Genomic DNA, 20930 nt, shown 5'->3' with positions numbered 1-20930 from the left:
GTCACGCGCCGGCGCCCGACGCGCAGGCCGCGGCCCGGGCGGTGTGCGCCCCGGTTGTCAGTGGTAATTACACCTGGTCCGTGTTGCCGTCGGACCCGGCGGTACCCCTGCGGCGGGCCAGCGCCTCCCGGCGCTGCCTGGCCAGGGCGCTGCGCAGTGGCGGCACCACAACCCCCTGCGCGGCCATCTGCCGCCGCACCTTGCGCCGGGACACGAGCACAGCACCAACACCAACCCCCAGCAACAGGAACTGGACGCCCAAGGCAAGCCGGAACGGCTCCAGTCCATACAGTTCCCCGTTGGAGAAACCGCTGGCGTAGAGGAGGTCCAGGACCAGCCCGATCAGGAAAATCGCCACCAGCGCCGCGATGAAGCCGCCCACGTTGACGATTCCGGTGGCCGTGCCGATCCGGTGGGCCGGGTTGAAGGTCCTGGCGAAGTCGAAACCGATCATCGAACCCGGTCCGCCGATGGCCAGCACCACCACCAGCCCTGCCAGCAGCCACAGCGGCGCCCTGCCGGGGGTGAAGAGGACGGCAGCCCAGCCGGCGGCGGTGGCAGCTGCGATGAGCAGCACCATGGTGGAACGCCGGAGCGGATGCCGGGATACAAAACGGCCGATGAACGGGCCCACGGCCATTGCGGCGGCCACATAAAGTGCCATCAGCGCGGCCACCGTGCCGGCGTCAAGGCCCTGGCCGGAGATCAGGAACGGATACCCCCAGGTCATGGCGAACACCGTGCCGCTGAACTGGATGGTGAAGTGGCTCCACATGCCCAGCCGCGTCCCCGGCTGCCGCCAGGCGCGGGCCAGCGAGGCGCCGGTGGCCCGGAAACCCTGCTGGGGAGCGGGCCTGGCCGTTCCGGGAGGGGCGTCCTGCAGGAACAGCGCCACGAGGAGGACGGCGAGGGCGGACATCCCGGCCAGCATCAGGAACGCCGGGGTCCAGCCGGACGTGTGCAGGACAAACGCAAAGGGGAGAACACTGAAAAGCTGGCCCAATTGCCCGGACATGCCCGTCAGTTGGGTCACCAAGGGCACCCTGGCCGGGGCAAACCACAGCGGGATCAGGCGGATCACCGAGATGAAGGTCATGGCGTCGCCGGCGCCCACAAGGACCCGGCCGGCCACCCCGGCGGGGATGCTGTCGGCGAAAGCCAGCTGCAGCTGGCCCAGCCCCATCAGAACGGCACCGCCCACAATCATGGCCCGGGACCCGAACCGGTCCACCAGAAGGCCCACCGGGATCTGCAGCCCTGCGTAAACAAGGAGCTGCAGGACGGTGAAGAAGGAGATGGCTGAAGCGCTGGCGTGGAACCGCTCGGTCGCTTCGAGCCCCACCACGCCGAACGATGTCCGCTGCGACACCGCCACCAGGTACCCGAAAATTCCAACGGTCCAGATAAGCCAGGCGCGGGGAGCAGTCACCCCCTCATTATGCCCACACCCCCGCCGGCAGCCGTGCCGCCGGGGAACCACCTACTGGCCGGGGTTCTCCCTGGCCAGGTACGCCTCCACGGCGGCGCCAAGCTCATCGCCGTCGGGCAGCTGGTCATTTTCGTTGGCCAGCAGGGACCGGCGCACGGTCCCTTCGGCCTTCTCGTCGTAGCGGCTTTCCAGCCGCGCCACCACCTGCTGGACATCCTCGGACGCGTCGATCTGCTCGGCGATCTGCCGGCTGACGTCCCGCCCGGATTCGCGGAGCCTGTCCGTAGGCATCATCAGCGAGGTTGCGGCGCCAAGGTATTCCAGACCGGCGACGGCGGCCGGCGGGTATTCGGCGTCGGCCAGGTAGTGCGGGACGTGGATGACGTAGCCCGCCACGTTCCGGCCGGCCTCCATGAGGCGCAGTTCCAGGATGTGTCCGATGGCGGCCGGGACCTCCACCGTGGGCTTCCACACCGAGATGCCCTCGATGAGGTCGGGGCGGTTGCCGTGCACCGTCACACCCACGGGCCGGGTGTGCGGCACAGGCATGGGAATGGAGTGCAGCCAGGTGACCAGGTTGACGTCGAGTTTCTCCACGATGCCCACCACGGCGCGGGCAAACCGCTCCCATTGCAGGTCCGGTTCGAAGCCTGCCAGCAGGAGGAACGGGCTCCCCAGCCCGTCCACCAGCCGGTAGAGGGCAAGCTTGGGTTCCTGGTAATCCTGCAGGTGGTCCTCAACGAAGGTCAGGTGCGGCCTGCGGGAGCGGTAGTCGATCAGCTGGTCGGCATCGAAGACCGCAACGGGCTTGACGTCCAGGGAGTCCAGGAGCTCGGTGTTGACCTGCTTAACCACATGGCCTGCGTCAGCGAAGCCAGTGAATCCCATCACGAGGTTCAAGCCACGCAGCTCCGGGCTGTGGAACAGCTCGATGTTGCTGGCATAGAGCGCATCGGGGTCCAGCAGATAGCCGGAAATCCGTTCAAGCACGGCATGTTCCTTTCACGGGAACGGTTGGTTTCCCAGTACAACACGGCGGGCGGTCCGTGCATTCCGACTGCCGGTGTGGCGCAGCTCTCAATGGATTCCATCCCGGCGCAAAGGAAGGACTACGATCGGAACTGGCCTGCCGGACGGGCCCGCAGACACCCGGACCGCGTCCAGAACGGCAGCATCCGGGCAACCATGGCAGGACGCCGAACATGCATCCTGCTGCGAATCATCTTTCGAGAATTGAGGACTGATCCCTGTGGTCAAGAACGCTGAAATCAACCTAAGTACCCTCTCCCGGGACCTGGTCAAGAGCCCCAGTGACGCAGTGGTCATAGGAGTGGGACAGGGCACCGACGGGCCGTTCCTGCTGGCGAACCCGCTGACGGCCAAGTCCGCCGAAACCCTCACCGATTCCCTGAAGGCCCTGGGCGTCACCGGCTCGGCCGACCAGGCAGTCCGGCTTCCGGGCCTTCCGGAAACAGGCGCGCCCGTGCTTGTCCTGGCCGGCGTCGGAAAGGTATCCGCCACCCGGCCGCTGACCGAAGAGGCACTCCGCCGGGCAGCCGGTTCCGCCGTCCGCCAGCTTGCCGGTCTCACCACGGTGACCCTGGCCCTCCCGACGGCATCCGTGGCCGACGTCGCGGCCGTCGCCGAAGGTGCCGCGCTGGGTGCCTACTCCTTCACGGAGTTCCGGTCCTCGCAGGACGGCCTGAAGGCACCTGTCAGCAACGCCGTGATCCTGACCGCCCTTGCCGGGGACAAGGACGTTCCCGCGGCCCTCAAGCGCGCCACCCTGCTGGGCCGGGCCGTGAACGCCACCCGGTCACTGGTCAACCAGCCGCCCAGCCACCTCTACCCGGAATCATTCGCCGAGTCCGCGAAGGAACTGGCCAAGGGCCTGCCCGTCAAGGTGACCGTCTGGGACGAGAAGCGGCTTGAGAAGGAAGGCTTCGGCGGCATCATGGGCGTGGGCAAGGGCTCGGCCCGACAGCCCCGGCTGGTCAAGGTGGAGTACTCCCCCGCCAAGGCGACCACGAAAATCGCCCTGGTGGGCAAGGGCATCACCTTTGACACCGGTGGAATCTCCATCAAACCGGCCCTCGGCATGGGTGACATGAAGTCGGACATGGCGGGTGCCGCCGTCGTGCTTAACACCGTCCTGGCCCTCGCGGGCCTGGGCCTGCCCGTCAAGGCCACCGCATGGCTGTGCATCGCCGAAAACATGCCGTCCGGCGCCGCATCCCGCCCGGCCGATGTCCTGACCATGTTCGGCGGCAAGACCGTGGAGGTCCTCAATACGGACGCCGAAGGCCGCCTGGTCATGGCGGACGGCATCGTGGCCGCCAGCCGCGAATACCCGGACGCGATCATCGACGTGGCAACCCTGACCGGCGCGCAGCTGATCGCCCTGGGCAACCGGACAGCCGGCATCATGGGCTCCGAAAGCGTCACCGGTGCCCTGAAAGCGGCAGCGGACCGCGCCGGCGAGCTGGTCTGGCCCATGCCGCTGCCGGAGGAACTGCGTCCCAGCCTGGACTCGCAGGTGGCCGACCTGGCCAACATCGGCGAACGCCACGGCGGCATGATGACCGCTGCGGTGTTCCTGCAGGAGTTTGTGGGCGAGGGCAAGGACGGCGAGCAGATCCCGTGGGCCCACGTGGACATCGCAGGCCCGTCGTTCAACAACGGCAGCCCATACGGCTATACCCACAAGCAGGGCACCGGCTGCACCGTCCGGACCCTGGTGGCATACGTCGAGGACATCCTGGCCGCAGCGGCCTGAGTTCCAGCCGTCGCACGGCCCTGCGGCGGGCGGGCTGATCCGTCCGCCACAGGGCCGCGTGACACTCGCCACAAGCACGCCACAAACACTGTGCCAAGGTGGAGCATGGATAAGTGGTTCGCTAAGGTGAACCACGGTAGTCACAAATGCAAGGGAATGGCGCTGCTGGCATAATCACGGCAGTGCTAGTTCCAAGACCAGATGATGCGCGGATCGCGTCATCGTTCACGCGAGGGAGCGTTTAAGTGGCCGATCAGGCAACTGCGCAAGAATTCGACATCCTGGTACTCGGTGGCGGCAGCGGCGGATACGCTGCAGCGCTCCGGGCCGTACAGCTTGGCCTCACCGTGGGCCTCGTGGAGAAGGCAAAGCTGGGTGGTACCTGCCTGCACAACGGCTGTATCCCCACCAAGGCCCTGCTCCACTCCGCCGAACTGGCCGACCACGCCCGTGACTCCGCCAAGTACGGCGTGAACGTCACCCTCGACAGCATCGACATCACTGCCGTCAATGCGTACAAGGACGGCATCATCGCCGGCAAGTACAAGGGCCTGCAGGGACTCATCAAGTCCAAGGGCATCACCGTCATCGAAGGCGAAGGCAAGCTCCAGGGCACCGACACCGTTGTTGTGGACGGCACCGCCTACAAGGGCAAAAACATCATCCTGGCCACCGGCTCCTACTCCCGCACCCTTCCGGGCCTGGAAATCGGCGGCAAGGTCATCACCTCCGATGAGGCCCTGAAGATGGATTCCATCCCCAAGAGCGTCATCATCCTGGGCGGCGGCGTCATCGGCGTCGAGTTCGCCTCGGTCTGGAAGTCCTTCGGCGTGGACGTCACCATTGTGGAAGGCCTGCCGTCGCTGGTCCCCAACGAAGACGCCACGATCATCAAGAACTTCGAGCGTGCCTTCAAAAAGCGCGGCATCAAGTTCTCCACCGGCGTGTTTTTCCAGGGCGTCGAGCAGAACAACGACGGCGTCAAGGTCACCCTGGTGGACGGCAAGACATTTGAAGCCGACCTGCTCCTCGTGGCCGTGGGCCGTGGCCCCGTCACCGCCAACCTTGGCTACGAGGAAGCCGGCGTCACCATCGACCGCGGCTTCGTCATCACCAACGAGCGCCTGCACACCGGCGTGGGCAACATCTACGCCGTGGGCGACATTGTCCCCGGCGTGCAGCTGGCCCACCGCGGCTACCAGCAGGGCATCTTCGTGGCCGAGGAAATCGCCGGCCTGAAGCCCGTAGTGGTCGAAGACATCAACATCCCCAAGGTCACCTACTCCGAGCCCGAGATCGCCACCGTGGGCTACACCGAGAAGGCCGCCAAGGAGAAGTTCGGCGAGGACCAGGTCCAGACCCAGGAATACAACCTGGCCGGCAACGGCAAGAGCTCGATTCTGGGCACCAGCGGCCTGGTCAAGCTGGTCCGCCAGAAGGACGGCCCCGTGGTGGGTGTCCACATGATCGGTGCCCGCATGGGCGAGCAGGTGGGCGAGGCCCAGCTGATCGTGAACTGGGAAGCGTACCCGGAGGATGTGGCCCAGCTGCTGCACGCCCACCCCACCCAGAACGAGTCCCTCGGCGAAGCCCACCTGGCCCTCGCCGGCAAGGCCCTGCACGGCTAATTTTCCCCGTAGTTCCTGGGGCCTGGTGCACCTGGACCCGACTTCCGGGTGCACTAGGCTTCAAACAAGGCAGCATTCATCCGCATCAAAGATCAATAAGGAGAACGGGGACGACATGTCTGAATCCGTTAACTTGCCCGCCCTCGGTGAGAGCGTCACCGAAGGAACCGTCACCCGCTGGCTTAAGCAGGTAGGTGACCGGGTAGAGGTGGACGAGCCGCTGCTCGAAGTCTCCACCGACAAAGTAGACACTGAAATCCCCTCTCCCGTAGCTGGCGTGATTGAAGAAATCCTGGTCGCTGAAGACGAGACCGCCGAAGTAGGCGCACCGCTGGTGCGGATCGGCGACGGCTCCGGCGGCGGCGCGCCCGCAGAGGAAGCACCCGCTGCAGAAGCACCGGCCGAAGAGGCCCCCGCAGCAGCTGAGGAAGCCCCCGCGGCAGCCCCGGCCGAAGAGGCACCGGCGCAGGAAGCTCCGGCAGCCGGCGGCGGCGAAGGCCACGAGGTTACCCTCCCGGCGCTCGGCGAAAGCGTCACCGAAGGCACCGTCACCCGCTGGCTCAAGGCCGTGGGCGATTCCGTCGAGGTCGACGAGCCGCTGCTCGAAGTGTCCACCGACAAGGTGGACACGGAAATCCCGTCCCCCGTTGCCGGCACCCTCCAGGAAATCCGCGTCAACGAGGACGAAACGGCAGAGGTTGGCTCTGTCCTGGCCGTCATCGGCTCCGGCGCAGCAGCAGCACCGGCTGAAGCACCCAAGGCCGCTCCCGCACCGGAGGCACCGAAGGCTGAAGCCCCCAAGGCAGAGGCACCGAAGGCAGAGGCACTGAAGGCTGCCCCGGCACCGGAAGCGCCCAAGCAGGCCCCCAAGTCAGCTCCGGCACCCGAAGCCCCCAAGGCTGAGGCCCCGGCAGCAGCAGCCTCCGAGTCGGGCTACGTCACTCCCCTGGTCCGCAAGCTGGCCAACCAGCACGGCGTGGATATCACCTCGCTCGCCGGAACCGGCGTGGGTGGCCGCATCCGCAAGCAGGACGTCATCGCCGCCGCCGAAGCCAAGGCAGCCCCTGCCGCTCCGGCCGCAGCACCGGCAGCATCCGCACCGGCGCCGGTCGCGGAATCGTCCCTGCGCGGGACCAGCCAGAAGGCTCCCCGCATCCGCCAGGTCATCGCCCGCCGGATGCGCGAATCCCTGGAGATCTCCACCCAGCTGACGCAGGTCCACGAAGTTGATATGACCAAGGTGGCCAAGCTCCGCACCAAGGCCAAGAACTCCTTCCAGGCCCAGAACGGCGTCAAGCTGACCTTCCTGCCGTTCATCGCCAAGGCAGTGGCTGAAGCCCTCAAGCAGCACCCCAAGCTCAACGCTGCGTACGACGAGGACAAGCAGGAAATCACGTACCACAACGCCGAGCACCTGGCGATCGCCGTCGACACCGACAAGGGCCTGCTGGTCCCGGTCATCTCCGACGCCGGCAACCTGAACCTCGCCGGGCTGGCCGCCAAGATCGCCGACGTTGCAGGCCGCACCCGCGGTGGCAAGATCGGCCCGGACGAACTGTCCGGCGGTACGTTCTCGATCACGAACATCGGTTCCGTGGGTGCCCTGTTCGACACACCGATCATCAACCAGCCCCAGGTGGGCATCCTGGGCACCGGTGCGATCGTCAAGCGCGCCGTGGTGGTTGCTGACGAAAACGGCGACGACTCGATCGCCATCCGGTCCATGATGTACCTGTCGCTCACGTACGACCACCGCCTGGTGGACGGCGCGGACGCCGGCCGCTTCCTGCAGACCCTGAAGGCACGCCTCGAAGAAGGCGCCTTCGAAGCGGACCTCGGGCTCTAACCCGCTCAACCGCTTGACGACGGCGGTGCAAGGCCAGGGAGGGAAACCTCCGGAAGCCCTGCGCCGCCGTCGTGCTTTAACCGCCTTCTGCTACAGGGCGTAGAACAAACTGGCTAAGCTGGGATTATGACTATTCTCTTCAGCATCCTGGTGTTCCTGCACATCGTCGGGGCGGCCATGATCGTGGGCTACTGGATTGCCACGATCAAGGAACCCACGGTCCACCCCCGCCAGCGCGACGGCGCTTTCCTGCAGCTCCTGACCGGCATCGCCATGATGGGCCTGCTGCCTTTTATGCCGGACGCCGACCCCAATTACGCGAAGCTCGGGATCAAGCTGGTCATCGCCGTTGTGGTTGCAGTCCTCGCCATCGTTGGCGTCCGCAAGGCCAGGAGCGGCCAGCCCGTCTCCACCGGCCTGGCGCACGGCGTGGGCGGCCTTGCGCTGATCAATATCGCGATCGCCACCATCTGGAACTGACCCGCTGCGCTGCCGGGCAGCTCCGTCAAAGTCACAATCCACTGACAGCGGACATCCGTCGCGCGCCGTAAGCGAAGTCCCTAGGATGGAACAAGGCGGGGCCCAGGCAGTAGCCTGCCCCGGTAACAATCAACCTGAGGAGTGAACATGGCAGCAACGCGTTCAGCAAACGCCGTATGGAACGGGAACCTGACGGAGGGTTCCGGAACCACCAGCCTGGCTACCTCCGGCCTGGGCACGTTTGATGTCACCTGGAAGGCCCGCACCGAAGCGGCCAACGGCAAGACCAGCCCGGAAGAGCTCATCGCCGCGGCCCACGCAGCCTGCTTCTCCATGGCATTCAGCAACGAACTGGCCACCGCCGGCCACAACCCGGAGGAAGTCCGCACCAAGGCTGACGTCACCTTTGTCCCCGGCACCGGCATCACCGGTAGCCACCTGACCATGTCAGCCAAGGTTCCCGGCATCTCCGAGGAGGAGTTCCAGAAGATCGCCGCTGCTGCGAAGGTGGGCTGCCCCGTTTCCGGCGCCCTCGCCAGCATCGACATCACCCTGGACGCCACGCTCGACGCCTGAGCCGACAGCGGCGCAGATGCGCCGGATGGTTTGAACAGGGCCGGTGACCGGCCCGCAGGAGTGGCCCCGTCCCAGCTGGGACGGGGCCATTCCTGTGCCATATCCGGCCGGACCCGGACGGACCGGACTTGCGCCGGGGTTGGAGATTGGCTTTGCTGCCGGGCGGATCCGGAACATGCCCGGCACAAAAAAGCTCCCCGGGCGCCGGAGCTGGCATTGCCGGTCCGGCCCCCGGGGAGCCTGGTGCCCGGTCAGGCAGCGCCTGTCCGCGCTGCTGCGCCTACTTTCCCTGCCGGCGGGCCGGCAACGGGGCCGGGCGCAACCGGCGGTATCCCTCGCGGGCCGGGGGCCGGTCGGTGGGCAGTTCCTGGACCATTTCCTTGAGCGCACCAATGCCGTATTCAAGCTGGGGATCACGGCCGGCGGCGTAGGCGTGGGGCGGGAAGGCCACCTCGATGTCCGGATCAACACCATAGTTTTCCACGCCCCAGCCAACACCGCCGCCGAACCAGTTGGCGTAGCGCGGCTGGGTGACCCCGGTGCCGTCGGCCAGGCTGAAGCGGTTGTCGATGCCCACCACGCCACCCCAGGTGCGGGTGCCGATGACGGGTCCGATCCCCCGCAGCTTGGAGACCTGGGTGATGATGTCGCCGTCGGAGCCGGCGAACTCGTCCGCCAGGAGGATGACCGGGCCGCGCGGCGCGTGGTCCGGATAGGTCCTGGGCTTTTCGCCGCGTGGCATGCTCCAGCCGGTGACCTTTCGGCCAATCAGCTCTGCCACCAGCTGCGAGGTGTGCCCGCCGCGGTTGCGGCGGACATCCACGATCAGGCCATCGAGCGCCGTCTCGGTGTCCATGTCCCGGTGCAGCTGCGCCCAGCCATTGGCCATCATGTCCGGGATATGCAGGTAGCCGAACGTGCCGCCGGATGCCTCCCGGACGGTGCGCCGGTTCGCAGCCACCCATTCCTGGTAGCGCAGCCGTTCCTCGTCCTTGACGGGGACCACAGCGACACGGCGCTGGGATCCTGCGGCTTCGCCATGGGCGGCACCGTTCAGGAGGGTCAACTCGACGGCCCGGCCTGCAGCTCCCACCAGTTGCATGGCGGGGGTGACGACGTCGGAGAGCGGGACGCCGTCCACGGCGAGGAGGATGTCCCCTGCCTTGGCGCCGACCCCGGGCCTGGTGAGGGGCGAGGTGGCCAGCGGATCAGATGATTCGCCTGCCAGGATGCGGGTGATTTCCCACCCCGCCGGGGTGTGGCTGAGGTCGGCGCCGAGCCTGCCCTGGCCGTGGCTGCCGGGTTCGGTCACCGCGGCGGGCTTGACGTAGGCGTGCGAGGTTCCGAGTTCGCCGTGCAGCTCCCAGAGCAGGTCCACCAGGTCATCGTGCGAGCCCAGGCGGTCCACCAGGGGACGGTAGCGCTTGTGGATGGATTCCCAGTCCTGGCCGGCCATGTCCTCGGTCCAGAAGAAATCGCGCTGCAGGCGCCAGGCTTCATCAAAGGCCTGGCCCCAGACGCTCAGCGGGTCCATCATCACGCGGATCCGGCCCAGGTCCACCTTGACCAGCTTGCCGGACTCCTCATCCGCCTTCGCATCGGCCGGGACCTCGCTCACCTGCTTGTCGGCGATCAGCACCACCTTGGCGCGGTCACCGGAAAGCCGGTAACTGTCCACCGCATCCACCAGTGTGGTCTGCTTGCGGCGTTCCAGGTCGAACCGGACCAGGCTGGGGCGGGCATCCTTGTCGTCCTTGTTGGCCTTGCCGTCACCCGTAACCCCGGCAAGGGCCCAGTCGAGCCACAGCAGGGCCCCGTCCGTGGCTTTCAGGGCGGTGTAGTTGCCCTGCGGGACGGGGACGCCGATGACGCGGTGGGACAAGCCTTCCGCATCCACCACCACGGCGGACTGTTCCGTCCCGTCAGTGCCGGCGGTTTCCCCGGCTGCCGTCCCGGCGTCGTTATCAACGGCGGGACCAAACGGCGACGGCGTCCGGGCACCCAGTGCCACCAGGTACGGCTTGATGGGGCTGGGGAAGGAAAGGTCGAAGGAATGCCCGTCGTAGACAGGGTCGAAGCTGCGGTTGGACAGGAAGGCCAGGAACTTGCCGTCCGGGGTGAAGGCCGGCGACCGGTCGCAGAAACGCCCGTCCGTCACCTCCACGGGCCCGGTCCTGGGCTCCGTCACGTTGGCCAGGCGCAGCTTGGTCCGGGTGCCAAACGACGTGACGGGCTCAGCCCACGCCAGCCACTGCGAGTCCGCGGACCAGGCCAGGTCGTAGATGGAACCCTCACCGATGCTGGCCACCAGGGTCAGGGCACCGGTGGCGGTGTCCGCGAGGTGCAGGTCGCCGAAGGATGTGCCCACCGCAAGCCAGCGGCCGTCCGGGCTCGCTTCCAGGGAACTGGTGCGCGACGGCGACGGAAGGTTGATGCGCACGGCGTTTCCGTCGGCGTCAGCCGGCCGGGCCGCGGCGGCGTCCGCGGCCGCTTCGGCAGCGCCGGTTTCGGGGGCGACGTCAGCCTGCTGGTCGTCGCCGGCCGGAGCGGTGGCGTTGTCCCGGGCCAACACGGCGGAGCCGGCGGCGGGGACGGGTTGCGGCAACGCCGGGGCTGCTGCGACGGCGGGTGCCGCTGCCGTGGCGGGCACGGATTTCGCCGGCACAGCAGGTGTGGTCACCACGCCGCTGTGCTGGACCGGAGCGGCGATGTCCTTAATGTAAAGCGCCTCGACGCCGTCGTGGTCCGCGACGTAGGCGATCCGGCCGCCGGCCACAGGCCGGGGAAGGCGTGCCCGGACCCCGGGCGTGGCCTCGATGATGCGCGAGGGGCCGTCCTTGTGCCGGAGCCAGTGGATGGTGCCGTGCGCCTCGATGGCGCTGGCGTTGCCGGCTTCGTCGGGGATCACGGCGCCCAGGTGCCTGGTGGTCTTCAGGAGCGCCGGCCGGCGTGACTGGGAAGCAGAGCCGAGGCTGATGTCCAGCCGGACGGCGTCGGACTGCAGGTCATGCAGTACCCACAGTTCGCCGGCAGACTCGAAAATGACCCGGGTACCGTCCGAAGCCGCATGGCGGACGTAAAAGTCCTCGTGGTCCGTGTGCCGGCGCAGGTCCTTGCCGCCGGGGAGCACCGAGTAGAGGTTGCCGTAGCCTTCGTGGTCCGACAGGAACGCGATCCGGCCATCCACCCACATGGGGTCGGCGATGTTGCCGTCCAGGTCGGGGAGCAGCCGGTCGAACTCGCCGTTGCCGTCCGAGTCGATCCACAGCTTGCCGGCGGTACCGCCCCGGTAGCGCTTCCACCAGGCCGGTTCACGGGACAATACGGAGGCCACAACAACGGGCCGCTCATCGCCCAGCTCCGGACCGAAAGCCACTGACTCCACAGGCCCGAACGGGAGCTCTTCGGCCGCGCCGCCTTCCAACGGAACGCTGTAAGCGTAAGTGTGGCGGCTTTCGGCCTGCCGGAAGGCGCTGGTGACCACCACGGAGCCGCCGGCAGTGAAACCCTTGACCCGGGTGGTGGCGTGGCCGAAGTAGGTGAGCTGCCGGTACCCGCCGCCATCAACTTCCGCTGTGACCACCTCCGGCGCCGTTCCCTGCACCACCGACCAGACCAGCCGCTTGCCGTCCGGCGTAAAGCGGGGGTTGCGGGCGGGCAGCTGCAACGCGGAAACACGCCAGGCCCGGCCGCCTCCCAGCGGTGCAATCCATACGTCGTCCTCAGCCACAAAGGTGACCAGATCGCCGTGCAGGTGCGGGAATCGGAGGTAGCTCGAAGAGGTCATCGTTCGATCATAGTCAAACCATCCACGCCACCGTGGCACGTGCCGGGAGAACCGCGGCCATGGTGAGATGGAGCATGCGCATCGTCATCGCCGGAGCTTCGGGACTGATCGGCACCCACATGTCCGCCACTTTCCGCACTGCCGGGCACGAGGTGATCTCCCTGGTGCGGCGGGAGCCTTCAGCCGCCACGGAAGCCCGGTGGGACCCCGCCCGCGGTGAGCTGGACCCCGGCGTCCTGGCCGGCGCGGACGCCGTCGTTAACCTTTCCGGCGCCGGAATCGGTGACCGGCCCTGGACCCGGACCCGGGTGGCGGAGCTTTACAGTTCCCGGGTGGACTCCACCAGGACCTTGGCCAAGGCCATGCACAAGCTGGACGTCCCACCGGCCACGTTCCTCAGCCAGTCCGGTTCGAACTATTACGGCGACACCGGGAACACGGTGCTGCGCGAGAACTCGCCGGCAGGATCGGCGATCCTTTCGCGGCTGTGCCTTGAATGGGAGGAAGCTGCGGCCAGGGCACCGCACGGGGTCCGGGTGGTAACCCCCCGCACCGGAGTGGTCTTCAGCCGGTCCGGTGGGGCGCTAGGAAAGCTGTTGCCGCTGATGCGGCTCGGGGTAGGCGGGCCGTTGGGCGACGGCAGGCAGTACTGGCCCTGGGTCACCCTGCCGGATGTGTCGGCAGCTTTCCTCTTCCTCTTGGAGTCGGAAATCTCCGGGCCGGTCAACCTGTGCGCGCCGGAGCAGGCAGACGTTGACACCATCGTGGCGGCCCTGGCCCGTGCACTGCACCGGCCGGCCGTGTTCCGCGTGCCGGCGCCGGTCCTGAGGCTGCTCATGCGGGACCTAGCGGAGGAGCTCCTGCTCTCCAGCGTGCGGATGGAGCCGGGAGTGCTTTCCGCCGCCGGTTTCCACTGGCAGCACCCCACCTTGGCGGCGGCTGCCGGGTGGGTGGCCGGCAAAGACTGATCCGGCCGCAGCTGAATCCGGAACGGCAGCTGGATCCGGGCAGGGTACTGGATCCGGGCCCGGGTGCTTCTAAGCCGGCTGCTAATGCCGGTCACCCGCCGGCCAGGATCTCGCTGACACGCCACGAGCCAGCCAACTCCACCAGGACCACGCGGAGCCGCTGCCCTTCCCCGGCAGGAACTGCGGCCAGCACGGAACCCTGTGCGTCCACTTCGCTGTAGGCCGACGTAGCCACCGTGGCGCCCACGACGGCCCGGCCGCCTGGTGGCGGGGGCGCGGCGGCCGGTCCTTCCGGGGCTGCCGGTGCGGCCGGACCGGGTTCGGCCGCCACGTCTGTCAGGGTGCTGGTGAACCCTGACAACCGCCGGCCGGCCGCCAGCAGGCCGTCCATGATGAGAGTGTCCGTCGCCGCAGCCGCTGAGCCGGGCGCATTCACGCCCGCCAACAACCCTGGTTGTTGCGTCCTGAAGGCCTGGTCCCGGAGCGCAGCCAGGCCCATGATTGCCCGGGCAGGGTCGGCTTCCGTTGCCAGGCCCCTGGCAGCTCCGAAAGCCTCGTCGTTCGCTGCCGGGTTAGGGCCGTCTGAGGCGCCCGGTGGGCCGGCTGCCGCGTTGGAGGCGTTGGAATCCGCTGCGGCGTTGGGCTCGGGTGCGGCGCTGGAATCCGCTGCGGCGCCGGAACCCTGATCCGCGGGACTGGCCGCCCCTCCGGGCGAAGCGGTTGGCGCAAGGATCCACGCCGGTCCGGTGCTGCCTGGCCACCGCGCTCCGGCGATCCCCAGCGGTCCCGTCGCTCCCAGCCCCAGCGCTGCCAGCCCCAGCCCTGCTACGACCGCGGCGCAGGTTGCGGCTGCAATGACGGCGGTGCGGAGGGTTGCCCCAGCTCGGCGCCGAGTCCCTGTCCCTGTTGCTGCCCGGGGTTGGTGCCACAGCCGTGGACCCCGGCCCTGACGCTGCCCCGCCATGACCAGCCGCCGCCCGCCCCTGGCCCTGTCGGTGTGCCTGCCGCGGACAGCTGGGTGCTTTGGCACCGCGGGGAGGTCAGGCGCCACGGGCGCGGGGAAATCCCGAACCGGTTGCCCGTCCCCTGGCTGTCGGGTGACGGCGGGGAACGGGATCCGGGCGCCGGTTCCGTCCCGCCCCAAGGTAGCCAGCCGCCGTCGGACGTTCCCCAGCCTGGCAGCGGCGGCGGCCTTCCGGGATGGTTCCGGGGCCGGCCGTCGCGTCAGCAGGTGCGGAATCACCGAGGGGTGGACGGACGAAGACAGGTCGAGCGGCGCCGCCGCCGCGCTGCGGTAGACGGCCGTTGCCAGGGCAGCAGCTGTGGGCCGGAGCCGGCGGTCCTCACTGAGGCCGGCTTCCAGGATGGCGGCGAGGTCCGCCGGAACCTCCGGCACCAGCAGGGAGAGCGGCATGCGGTCGAGGGTGCGCGCCGGGGCGCGGCCCGTCAGGCAGAACCAGCCCAAGGCAGCCACCGAGTAGACGTCACGCTCCGGCTGGAGGCCCGCCCTGACGGCGTCCACCGGGGCCGGGTCCTGGAAGCCCGGCGTGCCGGCCGGACCCGCAGCGGCAGGGTCACCCAGCATCCGGGCCAGGCCAACATCGGAAAGGAGCGGCTTGCCGTGCACAGTGAACAGGACATTGCCGGGCGACACGTCCGAGTGGGTGAACCCCTTTCCGTGCAGGTAGGCCAGCGCCTGGGCGATAGGCGTCAGGACCGTAACCGTTTCCCCCACGCCGATCCGGCCGCGTGCCGCCACAAGCCCGGCCAGCGAGCCTCCCGGTGCGTAGTCCATGATCAGCGCAGCCGTTCCGGCGCCTGCTCCGGCCGACGGGATAACAGCGCTGTGGGCCCGCACCAGGTGCTGATGGTCAAGGACGGACAGGATACGGATTTCCCGCCGGATGGCATCAGCGTTCATGGCGCGGCCGGAAGCCGTGCCACCCGGCTCCCGGAAGCATTTCAAGGCCACCTCGCGGCCCGTGCGCTGTTCCGTGGCAAGCCACACTGACGCACTCCCGCCGCTGCCCAGCAGCCGCCCCGTGGAGTAACCGGCCACCATCGGCTCCTGCAGATCATCCATCCCTCAGGTGTAGCGGAATCCGGCCGTCGCTGCAGAAGTTATCCACAGGCACGCCTGAACGCCCGGATTCTGGCCGCGGTGAGCTTGGACACTAAACCGGGCAGCGCCGGCGGCGGGGTCTAAGCTGGATGCCATGACTCTTGAGTTTTCCCAACTGGGTCTGGCTCCGGATTTCATCGACTACAACCGTGGTTGGGAAGTCCAGACTGAACTCCATGACAGTGTTGTCGGCGGAACGGCGCCGAGTACCGTCCTGTTCCTCGAGCACTCCCCCGTCTACACGGCGGGCAAGCGCACCGAGGACCATGAACGGCCGTTTGATGGAACGCCGGTGATTCCGGTGGACCGCGGCGGCAAGCTGACCTGGCACGGCCCAGGCCAGCTGGTGGGCTACCCGGTCATCCGGCTGAAGAACCGCGCTGGGATCCGCGACTACGTGGAACGCCTCGAAGCAGTCATCATCGCTGTCCTTGCCGACTACGGCATCACAGCAGTCCGGATCCGCGGTCGCGCCGGCGTCTGGATCGAAGCGGACGCCAAGGGACCGGACCGGAAGATCGCGGCCATCGGCATCCGGGTGCACGAAGGCGTCACTATGCACGGCTTCGCCATCAACTGCAACAACGATCTTGCACCGTACGCACAGATCATCGCCTGCGGCATCACCGATGCAGGCGTAACCACCATCGCCGCGGAAACGGGCAGTAATATTGCCCCCGCAGACCTGGTTTCCCGGATTACCGAGGAACTGCGCAAGAATGAAGACGCCCTAGTCGCCACCCCAGAAGGAGCATTACTTTGACACTGGCACCCGAAGGCCGGAAGATGCTCCGGATCGAACAGCGCAACGCGGCGGTGCCGGTGGAGCGCAAACCGGACTGGATCAAGGCCAAGGTCCAGATGGGCCCGGAGTTCGTCCAGCTCAAGAACCTGGTCAAGAAGGAAGGCCTGCACACTGTGTGCGAGGAGGCCGGCTGCCCCAACATCTTCGAGTGCTGGGAAGACAAGGAAGCCACCTTCCTCATTGGCGGTTCCGAATGCACCCGCCGCTGCGACTTCTGCCAGATCGACACGGGCAAGCCGTCCCCTGTGGACATGTTTGAGCCCACCAAGGTGGCGCGCTCCGTCCAGGCCATGCAGCTGCGGTACGCCACGGTGACGGGCGTGGCCCGCGATGACCTCGCGGACGAGGGCGTCTGGCTCTATGCCGAGACGGTCCGCAAGATCCACGAACTTAACCCGGGTACCGGCGTCGAACTTCTGATTCCCGACTTCTCCGGCCGGCCCGAGCACATCGCGGCCATCTGCGACTCCAAGCCCGAGGTTTTTGCCCACAACGTTGAGACGGTTCCCCGGATCTTCAAGCGCATCCGCCCCGCGTTCCGCTATGAGCGTTCGCTGGATGTCATTACCCAGGGCCGCGACCTGGGAATGGTCACCAAGTCCAACCTGATCCTGGGCATGGGCGAGACCCGCGAGGAAATCTCGGAGGCCCTGCGCGACCTGCATGCGGCTGGCTGCGACCTGATCACCATCACCCAGTACCTGCGCCCGTCGGAACGGCACCTTCCGGTGGACCGCTGGGTCAAGCCGCAGGAATTCGTTGACCTGCAGGAGGAAGCTGACGAGATCGGCTTCCTGGGCGTGATGTCCGGTCCCCTGGTCCGGTCTTCCTACCGTGCGGGGCGCCTGTGGGCCACCGCCATGCGCAAGAAGGGCTGGGAGATCCCCGCCGAACTGGCGCACATCGAGAGTTCCGGCAGCACCCGGCAGGAAGCCAGCTCGCTGTTGGCGGCGCGTTCCTGACCACTTCGACTGACGTCCCCAAAGGCAGGGCCCCGGATCACTCCGGCGTCCTGCCTTTGGCGTCCGGTCACGTAGAATTAAGGCACTATGGCGAAATCCACTGAATCCAGCACCCCCAACCCGGCGGACGCACCAAAACGCGGCCTCTTTTCGCGAAAGCCGAAAGAAGCGAAGGCCAAAAAGCCCAGCCGGCTAAAGCAGATCCGCGAAGTCTTCAACATGACCCGCCGGCACGACCCCATGGTCCCGTGGCTGATGTTGCTGGTCTTCCTGGGCGTGACGGCAGTCGGCTTCCTGGTGGGTTACTGGCTGGAAAACTGGGTTACCGGCCTGATCATCGGCATCATGCTGGGCCTGCTCGGCGCCACCCTGATTTTGTCCCGGCGCGCTGAGCGGGCCGCGTTTGCGCAGATCGAGAACCAGCCCGGCGCGTCCGGCGCAGCCCTCGGCACCCTCCGCCGCGGCTGGATCACCGAAGAGCAGCCGGTGGCGGTTAACCCCCGCACCCAGGATGCCGTGTTCCGGGCCGTCGGCCGGCCCGGCGTTGTGCTGATCAGTGAAGGCCCCACCCAACGGGTGAAGCCGCTGGTGGACGCGGAACGCAAACGGCTGTCCCGGATCCTGCCCAACGTTCCCGTGCACGTGATCGAAAGCGGCCGCGGCGAAGGCCAGGTACCCATCAGCCAGGTGGCCAAGAAGATGGGCAAGATGAAGAAGGAGCTCACCAAGCTCGAAGTCAACACCGTCTCCAAGCGGATCGCCTCGATGGGCACCCGGCTCCCCATCCCCAAGGGCATCGACCCCTACAAAGCGCGTCCCAACCGCGGACGCTAGACCCCAGACCGCCCCGGTCCCGGCTCCTGCCGGCTGCCGGGGCGTTCTTTTTTACCGCCGCAGCTCCCACGACAGGACCCCGACATGCCCGCCAAGACCATCGTGATCCGTATCTTCAAGATCCTCGCCATCGCCGAGGCCTGCAGCTGGGCTGCGCTCCTGATCGGGATGTACTTCAAGTGGATCGCCGGGACCACGGAAATCGGCGTGCAGGTTGCCGGGCCCATCCATGGTGCGTTGTTTGTGGGTTACGGCATCGCGGCGCTGGCCCTGTGGCGGCTGCAGCGCTGGCCTTTTGTGGTGGCGCTGTTCGCCGGGCTGTCCGCGGTGTTCCCCTTCGCCACCCTGGCTTTTGAACGCTGGGCCGGCAACCGCGGCTACCTGACCGCTGCACCGGCGCAGCAGGAAAAGCCGGCCAGGGAATCCAGCCGCGCCTGACAGGACCCGGTCAGCGCCGGATCAGCAAGGTGTTCATGGCGCGGTCGTGCAGGCCGCGCTGGTCCGGATCGAAGATCACGGCGGGAATCACCAGGCACAGCAGCAGCGCGCGCACCAGGGCGGCCAGCGGCCCGGGGGTGCCACCGCCGGGCCGGATGACCGAGATGCCCAGGAGTCGGTGTCCGATGCTGTAGCCGAGCGTGCCCACCAGGAGGGTCTGCTCGACGGCGAAGATCGCCAGGGTTGCCCATGCGTCGCCACCGAAGGCGTAGTTGCTGATGAGCAGCGCGAGGCCCCAGTCTACGATAATCGCGGCGAACCTGCGCCCCGCCCTGGCGATGGAGCCCGGTCCGCTTTCTGGAAGGCCAAGGCGGGCGCCGGGGTACCGGGAAATTCCAGACGTGTCAGGTCCGCTGAGCCAGGAACCAATGTCTTTGCGATCTACCACCACCCCAGTTTACCGGCGGTGCCGCCGGCAATTTTCCCGACATTCACCCGCCCACAGTGTGGATGGGGTTAGACCACAGTGTGGACACGGGATAGCGTTGTCCCTATAAGGGCATTCTGTAACCTGCCCGAAACAATGCGGACACGGACGGGAAATGCCGCGTCCATAGGCTGGTGGCAGTTTCAAGCAATTCCTTCCGGCAGGGACGATCATTGCGGTCGCCCCGCCTTCGGATTGCGCTGGATCAGCTGGCTTTCAGCCAGATATTCACATATGCGTTAGGAGCATAGATGTTCAAGACTGCGGACGAAGTCCTCAAGTTCATCAAGGACGAAGATATTAAGTTCGTCGATATCCGCTTCACCGATCTCCCGGGCGTCCAGCAGCACTTCAACGTCCCCGCGAAGAGTGTTGACGCGGACTTCTTCATCAACGGGCAGCTCTTCGACGGCTCCTCCATCCGTGGCTTCCAGGGCATCGCCGAGTCGGACATGCAGCTGATCCCGGACGTGACCACCGCGTTCCTGGACACCTTCCGCATGGAGAAGACCCTGGCGCTGAACTTCTCGATCGTGAACCCCCGCACGGGTGACCCGTACCACCGCGATCCCCGCGGCGTGGCCGAGAAGGCCGAGGCCTACTTGGCTTCCACCGGCATCGCCGACACCGCGTTCTTCGCTCCGGAAGCCGAGTTCTTCGTCTTCGACAACGTCCAGTACGAGTCCTCACCGCAGGGCAGCTTCTACAAGATCGACTCTGAAGAAGCACACTGGAACACCGGCCGCAAGGAAGAAGGCGGAAACCTCGGCTACAAGACCCCCATCAAGGGCGGTTACTTCCCGGTCTCCCCCACCGACAAGCAGGCCGACCTTCGCGACGCCATGTGTGTTGCCCTGGACGAGGCCGGCCTTGAGGTCGAGCGCAGCCACCACGAAGTCGGCTCCGCCGGCCAGGCTGAGATCAACTACAAGTTCACCACGCTGACCCACGCTGCCGATGACCTGCAGAAGTTCAAGTACGTCATCAAGAACACGGCAGATGCCTGGGGCAAGTCCGTGACCTTTATGCCGAAGCCCGTCTTCGGTGACAACGGCTCGGGCATGCACTGCCACCAGTCGCTGTGGACCGGCGGCGAGCCGCTGTTCTACGACGAGAAGGGCTACGCCGGCCTGTCCGACACCGCCCGCTGGTACATCGGCGGCCTGTTGAAGCACTCCTCGGCTGTCCTGGCCTTCACCAACCCGACGGTTAACTCCTACCGCCGCCTGGTCAAGGGCTTCGAAGCCCCGGTCAACATGGTTTACTCGCAGGGCAACCGCTCCGCCGGTATCCGCATCCCGATCACGGGTTCGAACCCGAAGGCCAAGCGCATCGAGTTCCGCGCTCCGGACCCCTCCTCCAACCCGTACCTGGCGTTCGCAGCCCAGCTGATGGCCGGCATCGACGGCATCCGCAACCGCATCGAACCCCCGGCTCCGATCGACAAGGACCTCTACGAGCTCCCCGCCGAGGAAGCCAAGGACATCCCCAAGGCTCCGGGCACGCTCGAGGAAGCCCTGGAGGCCCTGCGCGAGGACAACGAGTTCCTGCAGGCCGGTGGTGTCTTCACCCAGGACCTGATCGACACCTGGATCGACTACAAGTACGAGAACGAAATCAAGCCGCTCTCACTGCGCCCGAACCCGTACGAGTTCGAGCTGTACTACGGCGTCTAGTCCGTCAACACCAAAGCGGCCACCGGAAAACCGGTGGCCGCTTTTTTGTGCCCGCGGCTATCCGCGTGAGCGCTGGGCCAAGCGGAGGGTGGGAGCCCCGTTCCAGACGTGCTGAG

At 67.1% G+C, this 20930-nt stretch carries 16 protein-coding genes; 11 read left to right on the top strand and 5 right to left on the bottom strand.

Features of this window, described 5'->3' with window-relative positions:
* Positions 1–67 precede the first annotated feature (67 nt).
* Positions 68–1429 (bottom strand): MFS transporter, encoded by a 1362-nt coding sequence (locus QRN07_RS18325; protein ID WP_285241828.1) that lies wholly within the window; start codon positions 1427–1429, stop codon positions 68–70.
* A 51-nt stretch (positions 1430–1480) separates the two neighbouring features.
* Complete coding sequence (locus QRN07_RS18320) at positions 1481–2419, bottom strand: proteasome assembly chaperone family protein (RefSeq protein ID WP_050685723.1); 939 nt, start codon at positions 2417–2419, stop codon at positions 1481–1483.
* Positions 2420–2678: 259 nt separating this feature from the next.
* Between QRN07_RS18320 and QRN07_RS18315 the strand changes: the two genes are divergently transcribed.
* The 5 genes from QRN07_RS18315 to QRN07_RS18295 all read left to right on the top strand — a co-directional run bounded on the left by QRN07_RS18315 (position 2679) and on the right by QRN07_RS18295 (position 8735).
* Positions 2679–4205, top strand: coding sequence for a leucyl aminopeptidase (locus tag QRN07_RS18315; protein ID WP_285241827.1), 1527 nt, complete (start codon positions 2679–2681; stop codon positions 4203–4205).
* 245 nt (positions 4206–4450) lie between these two features.
* On the top strand, positions 4451–5833 hold the full coding sequence (gene lpdA / locus QRN07_RS18310) for a dihydrolipoyl dehydrogenase (RefSeq protein ID WP_050685721.1): 1383 nt from the start codon (positions 4451–4453) through the stop codon (positions 5831–5833).
* 115 nt (positions 5834–5948) lie between these two features.
* Positions 5949–7679: a 2-oxoglutarate dehydrogenase, E2 component, dihydrolipoamide succinyltransferase gene (gene sucB, locus QRN07_RS18305; protein WP_056598824.1), complete on the top strand. Its 1731-nt coding sequence runs from the start codon at positions 5949–5951 to the stop codon at positions 7677–7679.
* Positions 7680–7805: 126 nt separating this feature from the next.
* Positions 7806–8159: a hypothetical protein gene (locus QRN07_RS18300; RefSeq protein ID WP_050685719.1), complete on the top strand. Its 354-nt coding sequence runs from the start codon at positions 7806–7808 to the stop codon at positions 8157–8159.
* A 147-nt stretch (positions 8160–8306) separates the two neighbouring features.
* Positions 8307–8735 (top strand): OsmC family protein, encoded by a 429-nt coding sequence (locus tag QRN07_RS18295; RefSeq protein ID WP_050685718.1) that lies wholly within the window; start codon positions 8307–8309, stop codon positions 8733–8735.
* Between the two features lie 280 nt (positions 8736–9015).
* On the opposite strand, the gene QRN07_RS18290 is transcribed toward QRN07_RS18295, so the two are convergent.
* Positions 9016–12522, bottom strand: coding sequence for a S41 family peptidase (locus QRN07_RS18290; protein ID WP_285241826.1), 3507 nt, complete (start codon positions 12520–12522; stop codon positions 9016–9018).
* Positions 12523–12596: 74 nt separating this feature from the next.
* Here QRN07_RS18290 and QRN07_RS18285 point away from each other — a divergent pair, with 74 nt between their 5' ends.
* On the top strand, positions 12597–13490 hold the full coding sequence (locus QRN07_RS18285) for a TIGR01777 family oxidoreductase (RefSeq protein ID WP_285241825.1): 894 nt from the start codon (positions 12597–12599) through the stop codon (positions 13488–13490).
* A 91-nt stretch (positions 13491–13581) separates the two neighbouring features.
* Here QRN07_RS18285 and QRN07_RS18280 read toward each other — a convergent pair whose 3' ends face one another.
* Positions 13582–15573 carry a serine/threonine-protein kinase gene (locus QRN07_RS18280; protein WP_285241824.1) on the bottom strand — a complete coding sequence of 664 codons (1992 nt, stop codon included), beginning with the start codon at positions 15571–15573 and terminating at the stop codon, positions 13582–13584.
* 133 nt (positions 15574–15706) lie between these two features.
* Between QRN07_RS18280 and lipB the strand changes: the two genes are divergently transcribed.
* The 4 genes from lipB (at position 15707) to QRN07_RS18260 (ending at position 18651) form a co-directional block, all read left to right on the top strand.
* Positions 15707–16375, top strand: a complete 669-nt coding sequence (lipB, locus tag QRN07_RS18275) for a lipoyl(octanoyl) transferase LipB (protein WP_056598811.1) — start codon at positions 15707–15709, stop codon at positions 16373–16375.
* A complete protein-coding gene (gene lipA, locus QRN07_RS18270) occupies positions 16372–17379 on the top strand; it encodes a lipoyl synthase (RefSeq protein WP_056598808.1) in 1008 nt (335 codons plus the stop codon). Before lipB ends, lipA begins: the two co-directional genes overlap by 4 nt.
* A gap of 87 nt (positions 17380–17466) precedes the next feature.
* Entirely contained in the window at positions 17467–18213 is a 747-nt protein-coding gene (locus tag QRN07_RS18265) for a DUF4191 domain-containing protein (protein WP_050684175.1), read from the top strand.
* Positions 18214–18297: 84 nt separating this feature from the next.
* The gene (locus QRN07_RS18260) at positions 18298–18651 is read left to right on the top strand and encodes a DUF3817 domain-containing protein (protein ID WP_050684174.1); all 354 of its coding nucleotides are present in this window, start codon (positions 18298–18300) and stop codon (positions 18649–18651) included.
* A gap of 10 nt (positions 18652–18661) precedes the next feature.
* On the opposite strand, the gene QRN07_RS18255 is transcribed toward QRN07_RS18260, so the two are convergent.
* The gene (locus QRN07_RS18255) at positions 18662–19099 is read right to left on the bottom strand and encodes an RDD family protein (protein ID WP_050684178.1); all 438 of its coding nucleotides are present in this window, start codon (positions 19097–19099) and stop codon (positions 18662–18664) included.
* Between the two features lie 290 nt (positions 19100–19389).
* Between QRN07_RS18255 and glnA the strand changes: the two genes are divergently transcribed.
* A complete protein-coding gene (glnA, locus tag QRN07_RS18250) occupies positions 19390–20814 on the top strand; it encodes a type I glutamate--ammonia ligase (RefSeq protein WP_050684173.1) in 1425 nt (474 codons plus the stop codon).
* Positions 20815–20930 lie beyond the last annotated feature (116 nt).

The organism is Pseudarthrobacter sp. MEB009, assembly GCF_030208875.1.
Classification (GTDB): Bacteria; Actinomycetota; Actinomycetes; order Actinomycetales; family Micrococcaceae; genus Arthrobacter.
Note: the sequence above shows the minus strand (reverse complement) of the source record. Positions and strands in the feature narration are given on the sequence as shown.

What these genes read in the sequence shown, in the direction of transcription:
- lipB (WP_056598811.1), top strand. Translation starts at nt 15,707, where the DNA reads ATGACTCTTGAGTTTTCCCAACTGGGTCTGGCTCCGGATTTCATCGAC.
- QRN07_RS18300 (WP_050685719.1), top strand. Translation starts at nt 7,806, where the DNA reads ATGACTATTCTCTTCAGCATCCTGGTGTTCCTGCACATCGTCGGGGCG.
- QRN07_RS18260 (WP_050684174.1), top strand. Translation starts at nt 18,298, where the DNA reads ATGCCCGCCAAGACCATCGTGATCCGTATCTTCAAGATCCTCGCCATC.
- glnA (WP_050684173.1), top strand. Translation starts at nt 19,390, where the DNA reads ATGTTCAAGACTGCGGACGAAGTCCTCAAGTTCATCAAGGACGAAGAT.
- QRN07_RS18290 (WP_285241826.1), bottom strand. Translation starts at nt 12,522, where the DNA reads ATGACCTCTTCGAGCTACCTCCGATTCCCGCACCTGCACGGCGATCTG.
- sucB (WP_056598824.1), top strand. Translation starts at nt 5,949, where the DNA reads ATGTCTGAATCCGTTAACTTGCCCGCCCTCGGTGAGAGCGTCACCGAA.
- QRN07_RS18265 (WP_050684175.1), top strand. Translation starts at nt 17,467, where the DNA reads ATGGCGAAATCCACTGAATCCAGCACCCCCAACCCGGCGGACGCACCA.
- QRN07_RS18280 (WP_285241824.1), bottom strand. Translation starts at nt 15,573, where the DNA reads ATGGATGATCTGCAGGAGCCGATGGTGGCCGGTTACTCCACGGGGCGG.
- QRN07_RS18285 (WP_285241825.1), top strand. Translation starts at nt 12,597, where the DNA reads ATGCGCATCGTCATCGCCGGAGCTTCGGGACTGATCGGCACCCACATG.
- QRN07_RS18295 (WP_050685718.1), top strand. Translation starts at nt 8,307, where the DNA reads ATGGCAGCAACGCGTTCAGCAAACGCCGTATGGAACGGGAACCTGACG.